14 protein-coding genes are annotated in these 15,237 nt (G+C 46.4%); 8 read left to right on the top strand and 6 right to left on the bottom strand.

Annotation, left to right across the window (positions count from 1 at the left end; translation table 11 throughout):
* Positions 1 to 261: 261 nt before the first annotated feature.
* Positions 262 to 3,516, top strand: a complete 3,255-nt coding sequence (locus ACOMHB_RS08275) for a hypothetical protein (protein WP_448216233.1) — start codon at positions 262 to 264, stop codon at positions 3,514 to 3,516.
* 25 nt (positions 3,517 to 3,541) lie between these two features.
* On the opposite strand, the gene ACOMHB_RS08280 is transcribed toward ACOMHB_RS08275, so the two are convergent.
* From ACOMHB_RS08280 to ACOMHB_RS08290, 3 genes are all read right to left on the bottom strand, one after another.
* Positions 3,542 to 3,922, bottom strand: a complete 381-nt coding sequence (locus ACOMHB_RS08280) for a thiol-disulfide oxidoreductase DCC family protein (protein WP_422412047.1) — start codon at positions 3,920 to 3,922, stop codon at positions 3,542 to 3,544.
* Positions 3,900 to 5,501, bottom strand: coding sequence for a protein kinase domain-containing protein (locus ACOMHB_RS08285; RefSeq protein ID WP_448216234.1), 1,602 nt, complete (start codon positions 5,499 to 5,501; stop codon positions 3,900 to 3,902). The genes ACOMHB_RS08280 and ACOMHB_RS08285 overlap by 23 nt, the downstream gene beginning before the upstream one ends.
* Before the next feature lie 128 nt (positions 5,502 to 5,629).
* The gene (locus tag ACOMHB_RS08290; RefSeq protein WP_448216235.1) at positions 5,630 to 7,255 is read right to left on the bottom strand and encodes a serine/threonine protein kinase; all 1,626 of its coding nucleotides are present in this window, start codon (positions 7,253 to 7,255) and stop codon (positions 5,630 to 5,632) included.
* 235 nt (positions 7,256 to 7,490) lie between these two features.
* Here ACOMHB_RS08290 and ACOMHB_RS08295 point away from each other — a divergent pair, with 235 nt between their 5' ends.
* Both ACOMHB_RS08295 and ACOMHB_RS08300 read left to right on the top strand, forming a co-directional pair.
* Positions 7,491 to 8,393: a transposase gene (locus tag ACOMHB_RS08295; RefSeq protein WP_448216236.1), complete on the top strand. Its 903-nt coding sequence runs from the start codon at positions 7,491 to 7,493 to the stop codon at positions 8,391 to 8,393.
* A gap of 472 nt (positions 8,394 to 8,865) precedes the next feature.
* On the top strand, positions 8,866 to 9,069 hold the full coding sequence (locus ACOMHB_RS08300; protein WP_448216237.1) for a hypothetical protein: 204 nt from the start codon (positions 8,866 to 8,868) through the stop codon (positions 9,067 to 9,069).
* 176 nt (positions 9,070 to 9,245) lie between these two features.
* Here the strand turns inward: ACOMHB_RS08300 and ACOMHB_RS08305 are convergent, their stop codons facing one another.
* Together ACOMHB_RS08305 and ACOMHB_RS08310 are read right to left on the bottom strand one after the other, a co-directional pair.
* Positions 9,246 to 9,704 carry a type II toxin-antitoxin system VapC family toxin gene (locus ACOMHB_RS08305; RefSeq protein WP_448216238.1) on the bottom strand — a complete coding sequence of 153 codons (459 nt, stop codon included), beginning with the start codon at positions 9,702 to 9,704 and terminating at the stop codon, positions 9,246 to 9,248.
* Positions 9,680 to 9,904 (bottom strand): FitA-like ribbon-helix-helix domain-containing protein, encoded by a 225-nt coding sequence (locus ACOMHB_RS08310; protein WP_448216239.1) that lies wholly within the window; start codon positions 9,902 to 9,904, stop codon positions 9,680 to 9,682. The genes ACOMHB_RS08305 and ACOMHB_RS08310 overlap by 25 nt, the downstream gene beginning before the upstream one ends.
* Positions 9,905 to 10,146: 242 nt before the next feature.
* Here ACOMHB_RS08310 and ACOMHB_RS08315 point away from each other — a divergent pair, with 242 nt between their 5' ends.
* The 3 genes from ACOMHB_RS08315 to ACOMHB_RS08325 are packed head-to-tail and all read left to right on the top strand — an operon-like array spanning position 10,147 to position 11,952.
* Positions 10,147 to 11,004, top strand: coding sequence for a phospholipase D-like domain-containing protein (locus ACOMHB_RS08315; RefSeq protein ID WP_448216240.1), 858 nt, complete (start codon positions 10,147 to 10,149; stop codon positions 11,002 to 11,004).
* Complete coding sequence (locus ACOMHB_RS08320; RefSeq protein WP_448216241.1) at positions 10,970 to 11,335, top strand: DEAD/DEAH box helicase family protein; 366 nt, start codon at positions 10,970 to 10,972, stop codon at positions 11,333 to 11,335. The genes ACOMHB_RS08315 and ACOMHB_RS08320 overlap by 35 nt, the downstream gene beginning before the upstream one ends.
* Positions 11,336 to 11,346: 11 nt before the next feature.
* A complete protein-coding gene (locus ACOMHB_RS08325) occupies positions 11,347 to 11,952 on the top strand; it encodes a hypothetical protein (protein ID WP_448216242.1) in 606 nt (201 codons plus the stop codon).
* 325 nt (positions 11,953 to 12,277) lie between these two features.
* On the opposite strand, the gene sodB is transcribed toward ACOMHB_RS08325, so the two are convergent.
* Complete coding sequence (gene sodB / locus ACOMHB_RS08330) at positions 12,278 to 12,859, bottom strand: superoxide dismutase [Fe] (RefSeq protein WP_448216243.1); 582 nt, start codon at positions 12,857 to 12,859, stop codon at positions 12,278 to 12,280.
* A gap of 334 nt (positions 12,860 to 13,193) precedes the next feature.
* Here sodB and ACOMHB_RS08335 point away from each other — a divergent pair, with 334 nt between their 5' ends.
* Together ACOMHB_RS08335 and ACOMHB_RS08340 are read left to right on the top strand one after the other, a co-directional pair.
* Complete coding sequence (locus tag ACOMHB_RS08335; protein WP_448216244.1) at positions 13,194 to 14,006, top strand: hypothetical protein; 813 nt, start codon at positions 13,194 to 13,196, stop codon at positions 14,004 to 14,006.
* A gap of 200 nt (positions 14,007 to 14,206) precedes the next feature.
* Entirely contained in the window at positions 14,207 to 15,103 is an 897-nt protein-coding gene (locus ACOMHB_RS08340; protein WP_448216245.1) for a hypothetical protein, read from the top strand.
* Positions 15,104 to 15,237: the final 134 nt, after the last annotated feature.

Below are 15,237 nucleotides of genomic sequence, written 5' to 3' on the forward strand. Positions count from 1 at the left end.
ATCCGTTACCCGTTTGTCTATTTTTGGCATCTTTCACTGACACCTGTCAAAGCCCGTGTCGATCAACAATTGACGAGGGATGAGGGGGTAGCACGCCCTTTTTTTCCCAGCCATAGTTCCCCCCCACCCGTCCTGCGAGAATAAAAAAGGCCGTCCCCACCCGATTTTGGAACTTTTGTTTATTTCATAGGTCAAAATTTTTAAGCATTTTTTGGCTTGACCCTCGTCAAGATTAAGGACAGTTAAAGGCAGAAATAAACAATGGATCGATTATCTCAACAATCATTTAATCCCTCTACCTGCGGTGCAACAGCGGATATTAAAGGGGCAGCGGATCATGGCAAGGTCTCCGGCAGAACCTTCAGCTCTGTTAGCGGTGAGCCATTTGGAGTCAATCGCGCAGTTTTCATACCAGATCCCGCAACAGGGCAACAAGATCAGAAAGAGATCGGAATTTCCTCCAGAGCTGTTGCTGTAGAGGTAGATACCCGTGAAGCCACTATAAGCAAACCAAAACTGGACTTTACTGATGTCAGAGTTGTGAAGCCCGAAGCATTATCACCCAGACCTTTAAGAAAGCTTAAGGCCATTCAGAGTGCGAATGCTGCTATCATCAGCGACAGACAAGTCGGGCTGATTCAAGGACTCATTGATGGTAGAAGCGATCGGCTCACAAAAGATGAGTTTATCGATGTTGCCGACTTTCTTCCTTATAGGCCTGAAACATATTTGCCTGAAGATTATTTTAAATCGGAAACCCTTCTTGAAGAGATAGTAAGGAACCGTCTTTGGTGTGCTTTTTCAATGACGGAAGGTGATAAAATCAGAGATGTATTGTTATCAACAGCTGATCGAACAAAAAAAATATTTTTAAATGATATCAGGAACCTGGCCCTAACCTCTCACTACAAAGACTTTTCTGAAGAATTAAAATCTGATATTGATTTTTTGATAGAGTACTCAAACGTGAATGGTCTACCGAAGGGAACACCACCGAAACAGGCACAACTGATTTATGGTTATCTGGACATCGCAGCAAAAATAAGATCTCTGAGCGTTCTTCCACACAGCTTTAAAGATGATGAATTGTATGATGAGCTTATCAATTCAGGAAGGATAGAACTTAAAGATCTGCCACAACACATTATTAACAGAAAAAAAGACTACTGCCTTTTACAATTATCGAAGGGACGGTGTCAATTATCAGAGGTTCCGGATCGGTTCATAACAAAAAAGTCGATTTTGGACTCCCTTGACGGTGAAAATTTGTGTGATAATTTTAGCGAAATTTTCAACGGCAATCATGAATATAAGGTGCTGATAAATGATGATGATTTCTTTGAAGAAGTCCTTTTCAAAACTGCTTCAGCCATTCTGGGTAACAGAGATTTCGCTCGTTCGTATACCACGCCCTTACCTGATATTTATCATCTTTGTATAGAAAGATATAAGACTGATCGAGATAAACTTGCTTTGTTGTTAAATAAACTGGTAATTGCCAATCCTTTTATTGTTGTATCAATTAAAAATACAGATGATAGGTTGCTTCAGGGATTAATCGAAAAAGCAAAATGGTCTTTATTGAGAATATTAATTAACAGACCTGAGAAAAGTGAAAATTTCTCCCTTAGTCTTCTTGATAAGTTTTTTGAAAAAATTAATGCAGGTGATGATTTTAAAAACCAGGTGATGGGTGCTGTCTGTCAGTATTTCCCTATAAAATATTTCGATTCGTTTTCCGATGAATTACTGACGAAACAAGACGATATCGTTTTAAACTCTGAACCTTTTTGGTCTGGAGCGACTCATATTATTAAGAGAGGTTTACGGCCCGACAAAGGCGACCTTATAGTAAGCTACATTGAACTCCATCTGGATTTTTTGCATAAGTTTAATGATGCAGGGTATCTGGAGCAGTGTTGCAATGACCCGGCACTCCAGCAAAGGCTTGTTCATATTCTGGCTGCCAGGATCCTTGCTAACAAACCGCTGTTGTTGAGGTTCTGGAAGGATCGCTTACCCAGAAAGTTACTGGATGATACTCTGGCTTATCTCAATGATCCTGCGCTTTTCTCCAGACTGGACTCCTCTGTTGCATTAACAGAGCCGGTTAACCCGCTCAAATTTCAACAGCCAAATACTGTGGCATTCAAGTTGCTGGCGTCTCTCCACGCATATAGCTTTGAGTTTGCGAATAAAGACGCCAGTTGTCAGTTACAGTCAGAATTTGCTCGTGCTGGTGAAACAGAATTTCCGTCGGTTTATCCTGGTCAGCACCGGCTGTCACTGTTTGAAAAAGAAGGAACCATCGTTGGTGGCCGTACACTGGCAATAACCAACGGTGAAGAGGTTGATTACTATAAGTTCCAGCGGGTCGGGGAGTCCGTGACCACTCTGGCGCAAGAAGGTGTTATGCATCAATTTATAGCTAAAAGTGACCGCTTCAAAAGCCAGAAACCCCGTTTTGGCCAATACCTTACGGTGCTGGAAAAGGATCTTCCCGAGAGTACCCGAGGTTTCACTGATCGCTTACAAGTGATTAATGTTGATGGTGAAAGAGCTGTCAGGGTCTACTTCTTCAAGGCCACAAAACACTACGGTCAATACGCTCATACTCCTGATATAACCAATGCCTCTTTCGCGGTCGCCGAGAGAGGTCTATTGAAAGGCATCCATGATATTGGAGTACTTAATGGCAACTTTGGTGTTATGCCCACGTCAACTATCCCGGCGTTTCACGATACCGGACGTCGCTGGGTGTTCCTCACCCCTTTGTTGGGATCCATGCTTTATGCCTTGCCATTACCCGGAACATTTGGAGGTTGGATCAAAGCCATTGAACGCCCTGATTTTGGCTGGGATGGTCTACGGGATTGGGGCGATGTTGAGTTCTATGGCAGCATGAAAAGCGGCCTCACTGCCAGAGACTCAAAAACTTCGGGCTATACGCCAGAAGTTATGCAGCGGTTAAGTTTTGCCAATGCCCTCTGCGAAAACCTGCTGGCAGCCGTGTTGTTGAGATCACGTCTGCGCCGCGACTCGCCGGATTATCATTATCAAAATCAACGGGCAGTGGAAGAGACAGAAAACTTTATTGAGCAACTACTGAACGAATACCTGTCAGGCCTGTTAGCAAAAGAAAAAGAGTCGCCGTCCAAGTCAAGACTGCAAGAACTTATGGGGCTAGACGAAGACACATACCGTTCATGGCTGAATCGAACAGCCCGGGAAATTATTTACTGGACGGCCAGGCAACCTGATGAGGCCACATTTGATCGTTATGTTGAGTGTTTCTCGAAACATATAAAGGAGACTGGAAATCTGGATAGCACACTGTATCCAGAAGGTTTGAGTATCTTCGACATGCAAAAAAAATTCCCCAGAGATTTCCATAATGTCAATGACGAACTCAATCTGGGAGCCAACAACGCTGTCTTTCCTCTGGTCAGTCTGGTCAAGGGACTTACACTGCTTGTCGGCAATATTTTTGCGTTCGCACACCAAGTACACGGATGATGATGTGTAATGAACAAGTGCAAGGCTATTTACATTGTTTTGTGTTGCACTGACCCGGCCAGCGTCCCTCTTTTTTCAGGCGGACTTTGGTCATCCAGTCGTAGGTCCATTTCAGGAACTGTTTCAGACCGGGCAGACTCATGAGCCAACCCAGCCAGGCCCAACCGGGTAGCTGATTGAGCAAGAGAGCGTAGCTGTCAATACTGGTATAAACCTGTCCATCATTGGTTATGGTGTGCAATTCAAGCAGAGCCTTACCGGGATCAACCCCCCAGGTTTCCAGTACTTTTTCCTGACCGGTGATATCAAACCACTCTACTTCACAGCGAAAACGGGCATTTTGCCAGCGTGCGACCTCTTTCGTACAAAGAGGACAGAGACCATCATACAAAACTCTTATTTGCATCGCCTTCATCTCTTTTAAGGACATCAGCAACCCAGTTAAGTGTTCTCAGGGCTTGCTCTCTGTCTATTGTCCGATCAGTAAACCAGGGATGCTGCAAAGCTTTCTCTGGCGTCAATCTCTCCAGGGGCTCCGGGTGCAGCAAACTGTTAATCATGTCAGTCAGCTGGCTTTTACTTTTCTTCATCTCTTCTGCAGACTCTATCAGTTTTCCCAGATCGGCTACCGTCTCTCTTTCAGGTGTCGTTAACTTGCCGTAGAGCAGTCGTTTGATGGCCTGGATATCATCCAATGAAAGTGGTCCATCCAACAGTGCCAGAGCGGTATCACTGTCTCGGGCATTCAATTTTCCATGCAGCATTTTTTTGATTCTTTCTATGTCTCTGGCGTTCAACTCTCCATCCAGCATCTTTGTGATGACACCAATTTCACCACTGGAGGTCAGCAGGCTGTCCAGATTAAATTCTTGCAGCTTCATACGCTCAGACTCAGCTTCCAGATCATCCGCTGTTAATTCAGGACTTACTGGCTTCATTGCCTTTTTGTAACTACCATCAGGGTTGCGCTTCTGATACTCGAGAAATGCCTTGAGCACCTCATAAGCGGCTTCAGATCGTTGGTCGGGGGTATATTTACCCCATGGCTCTGCGCCATTGGTAAAAGAGCGAATATGGAGCTGACCCGGACTGTTCAAAAAACGGTACAGATGTTGCCCCTGAGCAAAAGCATCCGTCGCATAACTGGCTCTGACTAACCCTTTTTTAAACTGGGATCGGTATAGTTCCGGAGAAGCGTAGTCTTCATGATTATAACTGGCTCTGTTGCCTTCTTCTCTGGCACAACCAAAGTCGATCAGTTTCAAGCGGCCGCTTTTAAGATCAATCATAACGTTGTTGGGTTTCAGATCATTATGGACAATGCCTTTTTTATGCAGGTGATCAAGGGCCTTGAACTTCTCGTACTCCATAAACGCCAGAACATTGAAAAACGCCGGACTGCTGATCTTGCCATTGCCGTAGAGCTCAATCAGGTGCATCATTACGCTATCCTGGGAGGGGCCTTCAATCAACTCCGTCAGGAGCCCCCTGACGCCGTCGACTTCGGCCATTCCATAACTTCTGACAATATTTGGGTGCTCTCCCAACTTCTTTAATAACCTGGCTTCCCGTTCTCCCTTGTCACCCAAATGAGTATGTTTTAATGCAAAATGTTCTTTAACGTTTTTACTTTTTTCCTGGATGACATGAAATACCGATGCAAAGCGTCCTCTACCCAATTGCTTCTTAGCCAGATGGGCCGATTCATTCAATGGTGAGGAATGTGTGAAAACATCATCTTCAGGAAACACTTCGCTATCACTGACGACTCCGGGGCTTGACGGGTAAGAAGAAATAGAAGAAGTGGAGATACCGCTGAAATCAGAGCCTGAGCCTGAAGAGTGTTGCTCTAAATTTTTCACCGGCGCTTCGAGCTGAACTTTCTTACTCTGCCACTTCCCCTGCTTCTCCGGTTCCGGCTGCGCCTGCTCAGCGGGGAGCGATGCAGCATTGGCTGGCTCTGACTTCTTTCCTGGAATATCCACGGATTTTTCCCGGCTACTTTAATTATTAATGAGTGAATCGGCAGGAATGAGAGGTAATTAACGGGAGCCTATTATCCGGGAGAAGAAAGTGAAGGGTTTAAAAGGCGCTCCGAGGTGGGCTCAGTCACTCATACAAAACGCTTATTTTCACCACCTTCATCACCTCCCTTCAGGGCATCAGCAGCCATTTGAAGAGTTCTTAAGGCCTGCTCTTTGTCTATCGTACGCTCAGTAAACCAGGTGTGCTGCAAAGCTTGCTCTGGTGTCATTCTCTGCTCGGGCGACGGGTGCAGCAGGAGGTTAATCATATTAATCAGCTGACTTTTACTTCTCTTCATCTCTTCTGCAGAGGCTATCAGGTGTCCGAGATCGGCCACCGTCTCTTTTTCAGGTGTCGTTAACTTGCTATAGAGCAATCGCTTGATTGCCTTGATATCATGAAATGTGAGCGGCCCGTCCAGCAGTCTTTGCGCTGTCTCGCTGTCCTTGGCGTTTAATTTTCCATGCAGCATTTTTTTGATTCTTTCTACATCATTGGCGCTCAAATCCCCATCCAGCAACTTTATAATGCTGCTAATTTCATCACTGGAGGTCAGCAGACTATCCAGATTAAATTCTTGCAGCTTCATACGCTCAGATTCAGTCTTCAGATCGTCCTCTGTTAATTCAGGACTTACTGGCTTCATTGCTTGTTTGTAACTGCCATCAAAATTGGGCTTCTGATAATCAAGAAATGCCTTAAGTACCTCAAAAGCCGCTTCAGATCGTTGATTGGGCGTATATTTGCCCCATGGATCCGCGCCATTGGTAAAGGAATGAATATGGGGTTGATCCGGACTGTTCAAAAAACGGTAGAGATGTTGCCCCTGAGCAAAGGCATCCGTTGCATAGCTGGCTTTAACTTCTTCTTTCTTAATTAACTCCGATCGGTACAATTCCGGAGAAGCGTAGTCTTCATGACTGTAACTGGCTTTTTGACCCTCTTCTTTGGCACCACCAAAATCAATCAGTTTCAAGCGGCCGCTTTTAAGATCAATCATGACGTTATTGGGTTTCAGATCGTTGTGGACAATGCCTTTCTTGTGCAGGTGATCAAGTGCCCGGAACTTCTCGTATTCCATAAACGCCAGAACATTGAAAAACGCCTGACTGCTGAGCCTGCCATTTCCATAAAGCTCAATAAGAAGCATCATCACGCTATCCTGAGAGGGGCCTTCAATCAACTCTGTCAGGAGCCCTCTGACCCCGTCGACTTCGACCAGACCATAACTGCTGACAATATTTGGATGCTCTCCCAATTTCTTTAATATCCTGTCTTCACCTGCTCCCTGGTCACCCAAATGCGTCTGTTTTAATGCAAAATGTTCTTGCTTGCCTCCGCTTTTTTCCTGAATAACCCGGTGTACCGTTGCAAAGCGCCCTCTACCCAACTGTTTTTTTGCCAGATGGGCCGTTTCATTCAAAGGAGAGGGATAAGCAAAAACATCATCTTCAGGAAAGAGTTCAGTTTCACTGAATTCTCCCGGGCTTGGGGGGTGGGAAGAAACCGAAAAGTCAGACAAGTCAGATATTTCAGCAAAAGCTGAGTCTGAGCTTGAGCTTGAAGAGCTGTGCCTCAGATCGTCGACCGGCACATCATTTGACTGAACTTTCTTACCCTGCCAATTACCCTGTTCCTTCTGTTCTGGCTGCGCCTGCTCAGGGACATTAGAGACATTAATGGCAGGCCCTCGCTTCTTTCCTGGAATATCCACGGATTTTTCCCTGGCTACTTTGACTATTAAGGAGTGCATCGGCAGGGATGAGAGGCAGTTAAAAAATAATAGGACACCCTTATATTTGACAAACAAGCCAGCTCGTCTAATTTTCCCCTGTTGCTGATATTTAGTTCCGGCAGGAGAGATTATGACCCGTGCACGAAGTTCTCTGATCGACCTAGGCTCCACGCCATATTATCACTGTATAGCTCGATGCGTACGCAGAGCATATTTGTGTGGAGAGGATCATTTAACGGGCAAAAACTACGAGCACCGTCGGCAGTGGATTGTTGACAAGCTCAGGGAAATGGTTTCAATCTTTTCTATAGAGGTCTGCGCCTATGCTGTCATGTCGAATCACTATCATGTGGTTTTGCATATTAATCAAAAACCTGCCAGAGAGTGGACAAGAGACGAAGTTTTGAGTCGATGGACAAGGCTTTTCACAGGGCCGCTTCTGGTTCAGAGGTATCTTGCTGCTGACCGGCTGAGTCATTCGGAACTGGCTCGCGTGGACGAATTTGTTGAAGAGTATCGAAATCGTCTAACGAGTATCAGCTGGTTCATGCGTTGCCTCAACGAATATCTTGCCCGTGAGGCTAACCAGGAAGATGGCTGCAAAGGTCGCTTCTGGGAAGGGCGGTTTAAAAGTCAGGCGTTGTTGGATGAGGCAGCGTTGTTGACCTGCATGGCCTATGTTGACCTGAATCCGCTCCGTGCCGAAATGGCGGAAACTCCAGAAGGATCAGACTACACGTCGATCCAGGAACGAATTGAAAATTTGGCAGGTTCTGATACCCGAAAGCAGCCAGCCACCCTTATGCCTTTTCGATCACAGGGGCAAAATCCGGATAAGGCGTTGCCTTATATTCTTCATGATTATCTTGAGTTGGTTGACTGGAGTGGGCGTGCAGTGCGATCTGATAAGAAAGGTTCAAACCCTTCAGACATTCCACCCATTCTGACCCGACTGGAAATTGATTCAAATGAATGGCTCAAAACCATGAGATGGAATAACCGCTTCTATCGTGCAGTGGGCAGGCTGGAAGCCATGAAAACTTTTGCTCGGGAAATGGGACAGCAATGGGTGAAGGGATTGTTTATCTGTAGTCGTTTATTTCATGGCTTAAGCTGATTGCCCGACTTTTTCGTTGTTATTTGTTGCTCCTGTCATATGGGGCGTCTAGCTATTTCTGACTTTTTCCTTTTTTGAGTGATCCGCTTGTCGTTTGTTATGATAAGCGATGATTTTGAGTGGCTGTCAGGGTTTGATGGGTTGCCAGGCTCCCAGTTTGTGGGCTGTATTTTATATTTGATGTGGATATCTTGTTTTTTCTTTAATTTTTTTCTTTTAAATGGATAATTTTTTTCTTTTAATTGGATGTCTTTTTTTTCCTTTTTTTCCTGCTTTAATTGGATGTCCTCTTTTTCCTTAATTGGATGTCCTCTTTTTCCTTAATTGGATGTCCTCTTTTTCCTTAATTGGATGTCCTCTTTTTCCTTAATTGGATGTCCTCTTTTTCCTTAATTGGATGTCCTTTTTTTCCGGATGTCCTTTTTTTCCTTTCTTTTTTTCCTCTTACCGCCGTTACTTGAAAGACGCCTAGGTGACTTATCTCAGACATGAGCTTGAGAGCCTTGCCAGTGCATCTGATGAGTTTGTCACAGCGGTTGTGAATGCTGTTGGCTATCAAAACACAGAGGCTGGATATCAGGCTGAGGATCAGTTGGTGCGCATACTCAAAGCCCGCTATCAGGTTTGTTTCAGTGAAGCCTGTGAGCAGTGGGCTGAAAGCGAAAGAGCGGCATGATGAGTCTGGTTGTTGGCATGGTGCCAGGAAGGGAGAAAAGCGAAATGGCTTGAACGATCTACCGGTTTTCGAGCAGCTTGCGTTTCCTGCTCCAGCTGCTATTTATTGAGTCACAGACCTGCAACGGTGCCCATTCTAATATGTAGCGAGTGGCCAGGGTTGTAGGTTCTTTGTATTCAGAGGGTTCGAATATACACATCGGGCCTGATGGCTATGTCAGGGTATTTTTTCAGCAGCTTTTTATCGTAAGTCACCAGGGGGATACTCTGGCCTTTCGCCACGGCAATGAAAAGGGTGTCATAAGCAGGGTGCTTGTCTTCACAGGCCAGAATCAAGGCCTCCCGCCAGTAATGTTCGGTCGGATGAACACGGCTGAACAGGGTGCTGGCATCCTGAAGCACATCCAGGCCGGTTTGCACGGAAATGCTTTTTTGGGTAATCCACTGCCATAGCACATTGGTCAGCTCGGCCCTGATGGAGTCGGGTACGTGAATAGTTTCTGTACGATCGATGGTTGTGAGTGAATCTTCTGCAAAGTCCGTTTCGTTAAGAAGACCATAGGCAAATACCATGGTATCGATGACAGCTGCTTTTATGCCCTTATTTGCCATCATGGACGCCCTTCGTTGCGCCACTCGTCCATTTCTTCATGATGGGTTGCCGGGAGCTGGTTCCAGCGGCTTCTGATACGGTCAATTGTATCCTGCTTCCTGGGGTAGCTGGCTTCCAGCAGTTCCCGCACCTCCTGCTCCATGGAACGATTGGCTGCTTTGGCTTTCAGTTTAAGGCGCTCAACCAGTTCATCGGGTAGATTTCTAATGGTCAGTGTTGCCATAGGGGGCCTCCATTTTGCTAAGTCATTGCGCTACCATTTTATATGCTAGCATATTGAAAGCATGCTGGCGTTAATGGCGTGTAAGCAATATGATCAGCTATTAATTATGTATCAGGCACTCTTGTGATTCAGCGTTATTCATCCCGCCAGCAGCCGCTGGGTCAATCGTTTATCAGTGAGAAACTGGCTGGCGCCCAATCTTATGACCGGATTGCCGGTTTTTTCGATCGAGCATATTCGAAGTGGCTGGCGAAGCTCTGGACAGCCTGTCTGGAAAGGTCCGGGTAATCTGTAATTCTGAACTCTCAGCTGAAGATTTTATTACTGCCAAGGCTGCCCAGCAGGCTATGCGCCGGGATTGGTGTGCCGGTGAACCTGAAAAGCCTCCAGAAGCCAGCCATAAGCGATTTAAGAAGCTCTACGAGTTTCTGGTTTCAGGCAAAATGGAGGTGCGGGTCTTACCCGATGAAGCCTTTGGACTTGTTCATGGCAAGGCGGGTGTCATTACTCTGGCAGATGGCAGCAAGACCTGTTTTATGGGCAGTACCAATGAGAGTCTGACGGCCTGGAAACTGAACTACGAAATGTTATGGGAAGACAGTTCTCAAGAGGGGATAAGGTGGGTTGAAAGTGAGTTTAATGCTCTCTGGAACCATCACCTTGCAACGCCTCTTAGTGATTCTGTTATTGCTGATATAAAACGGATTTCTGAGCGAGTTGAAGTAGACAGGACGACCTGGCAAACAGAGCCTCATATTGATCCGGCTCCTGCCATTGTCGAAACGCCTGTCTATCGTAAAGAGTTCGGCCTCTGGCCTCACCAGAAATATTTTGTCAAAAAAGCATTTGATGATCACCAAAAAGGCGGGGTCAGATATATTCTGGCTGATCAGGTAGAGCTGGGTAAAACTGTGCAGCTTGCGCTGGCTGGGATGCTGATGGCTCTTCAGGGAAATAAGCCGGTGCTGGTTATTGCCTCAAAGCCTTTGACCCTGCAATGGCAGGATGAATTGATGGAGCTGCTGGATATGCCATCTGCCATCTGGACAGGCAAACAGTGGCTGGATGAGCAGGGTATCGCCTGGCCCTCCAGGACCTGAAAGCATTCTTAAATGCCCAAGGAAGCTTGGCATTGTACCTCAGGGGCTGATTACATCCGGCTCTGAAATCAAAGATTATCTTCTTGCTGCCCATTATGAATGCGTTATTGTCGACGAAGCCCACCGCTCAAGGCGTAAGAAAATAACCGACAACTGTCTGGAAGAAAAAGCCGATCCTAACAACCTGATGCACTTTCTGACCCAGATCAGCCAAAGAAGCAAAAGTATGCTGTTGGCCACAGCAACCCCGGTTCAGCTGCATCCGGTTGAAGCTTTTGATCTGTTAAGCATACTTGCCTTGGGTAGTGATCAAGTACTGGGTGATGCCTGAGACGCCTGCACATGCAGCCGGGCGATTACGTTGCCGATGCTGCCAGCTTCAATCAGTTGCGTGGACCTGACAAAACAAAGCTTCGCCGGGTTCTTCCGGACTATGGGAGACAGCATAACCCCTTTATCAGACAAATCATTCGGCGCACCCGGGACTATTTGGAAGCTACCATTGACCCGGAAACTGGCGAGCCCTGCCTGCGGCCGGTCAAGGTCCAATTGTTTGGTGAGGGGGAGAAAGACTCTATCTCATTACCTCTTTACTTCCAGAAGGCTTATGAGAAAGCAGAGGAGTTTTCTGAGGCATTAAGCAAAAGAGCTAAAGGGGCCGGTTTCTTCAAGACCCTGTTGCTGAGGAGAATAGGAAGCACGCTCTACGCTGGACAAAGAACGATGGATAAGCTGCTTAGCGAGTGGGCTGACTCTGGCGATGAGCAGGATTTTTCAGCTTGTCTGGAAGATGAGGATGATGTCGAAAATCTCTCCATCTCTGACTCCATGAAAGACCTTACTCCAGCGGAAATAAGAATATTAAAGCTATGCAAAGAAGCTCTTGAATCCAGTCAGGATAAAGACCCGAAATACCTTGAAGTTCAGAGATACCTGTTTAAGGAATAGTGGCTGGAGTGCGGTTGTATTATCTTTTCGCAGTATTACGATTCCGTTTGGTGGCTGGCTACACAACTCTCTAAAGAACACCTGCCGGATGAGTCTTTAGCTATTTATGCCGGAGCTTCCCGTTCCGGAATCATGAAAAATGGTCAGTTCCGTAAAATAGGAGAGTGCTTTATATTCTTTAAAGGCATAAATAAAAACACCGTCTGACATTTATATGCCAGACAGTGAAGGTCAAAAATTAAGCCTGTTTGCTAACTTAAATGTTAGAATTTCCAACAAATTGTGCTGATTTCCAACTTAATTGTGTATCTATCAAATCAGAATCTTAACCAGCGTAATTAGCCGCAGCAAAGTCCCAGTTAACCAGTGCCCAGAAATGTTTCAGATACTCTGGACGCACATTGCGATAGTCGATGTAGTAGGCATGCTCCCACAGGTCGCAGGTCAGCAGTGGTTTCTGATTGGTCGTCAAAGGAGTGCCTGCATTGCTGGTGTTTACGATTTCTACAGAACCATCGCTGTTTTTAACCAGCCAGGTCCAGGAAGAGCCAAAGTTGTTAACCGCTTTGTCGTTGAATGCAGCAACGAAATCGTCAAAAGAACCGAAAGCATTATTGATAGCTTCAGCCAGTTCACCGGCAGGAGCACCACCACCATTAGGGCTCAGGCAGTTCCAGTAGAACGTGTGGTTCCAGATTTGAGCAGCGTTGTTGAAGATGCCGCCTTCAGAAGTCTTGATGATTTCTTCCAGGCTCTTGCTTTCCAGCTCGGTACCCGCAACCAGACCGTTCAGTTTGTCAACATAGGTCTTGTGATGCTTGCCGTAGTGGTAATCCAGAGTTTCTTCAGAAATGTGAGGAGCCAGTGCATCGCGTGCGAAGGGCAGTGCAGGAAGTTCAAAAGCCATGTTGTCGTTCTCCACTTGGGGGGTTGATCTTGTTTGACCTGAATTCGTCTCGCGCGACGATATTAACATCGGTTTGATTACGAATCTATGTGGTGGATAGTTTGGGGGCGCGCGATATCTCTTCAACCCCCGGGTGACAGAAAAAACCTGAAACAGTGTCATGAACCGGATATTTCCAGACTGTGATAGGCAATTCCGCTGATTTTCTCTGTTACAGCGGTGATCATAAAGTCTGTTGCCCTTATTCCAGTCTCTATTTCATAGTAGTATTGCCCCTCAACTGCCCATGGCGGAACAGATGCCCGTAGCGGATTAAGAGACAGATGAGAAACCCATGAGAGAAGAGAAAAAGGCGATCAATGATATACCGGATTTCTCAATTGCAGCGGACGAGCGTCCGGGGCGCAGGAAAGCTGTGGCTTCCGGAGGAACGCCTCCTCTCAAGAAAGGGGACTCGGGGCGGACTGCTTCGGCTAAAGGTGGAAATGGCCTGACCTGGCTCATACTGGTCATGATTGTTGTGCTTGGGGCGGGTGGCGTCTGGCAATTCAAATTGATACAAAAGGAGTTGGCTGATACCCGCCAGGCCTTGAAGGTCACTCAGGAAAAACTGAGTACCGTGACCGGAGAGATCACTGCTACCGGTGAAAACCTTGATCAGAGCGGCTCAGCGCTGCGATCTGAGCTGGAGGTAGTGAATTCTGAAATTCGCAAGCTCTGGGATGTTTCGAATAAGCGAAACCGCCAGTGGATCCTGATCAATAAGGATAATGTTGCCAAAGCTCTCAAGGACGCAGATAAGGCAGGCAAAACAGCGGATAAAGCATCTGGCCAGCTGAGTGCTTTGCAGAAGCGTATTCGTGAAATGGATCAGTTGATGAAGGCCATTAGCACTGAGCAGGTGGCTGCCCAGGGTATGATGACGGAGAGCCTTGCGAAGTTTGACAAACAGGTTGCTGAAATGAAAAAGCTGGTGGCTGATCAGAAAAAACTTCAGGCTGAGCTCACCAGGAAAGTGGAAGATCAGCAGCAGGCAGTTAAAGCGGTTGATTCATTCCGGGTGCAGGTTAACCGCAAACTTCAGCAACTGGAAGATACTGTCAGGGAACTGACACAACCCCCCAGGGAAGGTCTGGGGCTGGAATAATCCTCATAGCGAGGTAAGTGGTTTCAGGCGCTGCAGGGTGCTAAACAACATCTTGACAGCTTCTGAAAACCACCTTTCATTTTATGAAAAGCGAGATTCAGTTTTAAACTGGCTACATTTAAGGTAATAACTTTTTCCGGAGATGTGGGTCGATGATGGGCTTTTTTCCCATAACAGTGCGCATATGTCTGGTGGTTGCGATGGCAGTCATGACTTCTTCCTGCTCGCTATTTGACTGGTTTGAGACTAAAGCAGACACTTCCCAATCCGCAAATACAGTTCTAAAAAAGCCATCAGGCTGGACTTTCAATCATCAATGGCAGGTCAAGAATACTCATCCCTCCCTTGAATCTCTGGTACCTGACGAATACATGACCCTGACAGGACAGTGCTCATTTTCTGCAGATATGCTGACTCTGCTGGAATCAAAACCAAAAGGTTTGTTGGTACCTGTTATCAAGGTGGCCAGTGATCTGACATTGGCGCCAGATTTTGAAAACAGCGTGAGACTTTACCAGATACTCAGATCTCGATTCCCACTGGCTGGGGCAAGTGACAGCCTGAAATTTTATCAAACCCTGTTATCCAGCGTTGAACATACCTGTCCTGCCAACATGACCCGGGAGATCGACAGCTGCCAGTTTAAAAAGTGGATGTCATTTACCGGATTAGGGGGAGAAAACACTGTTCATGATGAAGGTCGTCTCAAGCGCTGGTACCAATCTCATTCGGCTGTTAAATACCTGATCATGGGCTCCAGTGAACTGTTTAATTCTGACGCTCTTGTTAGTGCTCGTTATTCTGCCAATTCCAGATTGATTTCCGAACAGCCCATTTCTGTCAGAGAAAAAAGCATCAGGCCTTACCTTGGCAGGATTCGTTTTGACTGGGCCGTTCCGGGTAATGGCGAGCAAAGACCTTTTATTAGCCTGGGTTCCTGCAGATTGAACTGGCAAGAGCTTGAGAAACAGAGACGTTTACATGGCCCGGGCTGGATAGAAACGACGTCACTGGCTGAGGTCAATCAGGTTTTGCTTCCCTATTTTATTGAGTTTATGAGCGACGCGACCAAAGCCATCTCAGCGCCGTCCAGATGAGTACTCTGGCGTTTTGACGAGCTGTGCTTTCAAGCCACCGGAATGCAAAACTCCTCGGCAACCCACTGCTAATCTTAAATTGTGAATTCATCCGACAGGTATGAATTTAGCGTCTTAGGTGCCGGAATGTAAGC

This window comes from Endozoicomonas sp. 2B-B (assembly GCF_053470045.1).

Bases quoted from the DNA above. Each gene is read 5' to 3' on its own strand.
- ACOMHB_RS08275 (WP_448216233.1), top strand. From the start codon at position 262: ATGGATCGATTATCTCAACAATCATTTAATCCCTCTACCTGCGGTGCA.
- ACOMHB_RS08280 (WP_422412047.1), bottom strand. From the start codon at position 3,922: ATGCAAATAAGAGTTTTGTATGATGGTCTCTGTCCTCTTTGTACGAAA.
- ACOMHB_RS08310 (WP_448216239.1), bottom strand. From the start codon at position 9,904: ATGGCAACACTGACCATTAGAAATCTACCCGATGAACTGGTTGAGCGC.
- ACOMHB_RS08320 (WP_448216241.1), top strand. From the start codon at position 10,970: ATGAGCAGGGTATCGCCTGGCCCTCCAGGACCTGAAAGCATTCTTAAA.
- ACOMHB_RS08325 (WP_448216242.1), top strand. From the start codon at position 11,347: ATGCAGCCGGGCGATTACGTTGCCGATGCTGCCAGCTTCAATCAGTTG.
- sodB (WP_448216243.1), bottom strand. From the start codon at position 12,859: ATGGCTTTTGAACTTCCTGCACTGCCCTTCGCACGCGATGCACTGGCT.
- ACOMHB_RS08335 (WP_448216244.1), top strand. From the start codon at position 13,194: ATGAGAGAAGAGAAAAAGGCGATCAATGATATACCGGATTTCTCAATT.
- ACOMHB_RS08340 (WP_448216245.1), top strand. From the start codon at position 14,207: ATGGCAGTCATGACTTCTTCCTGCTCGCTATTTGACTGGTTTGAGACT.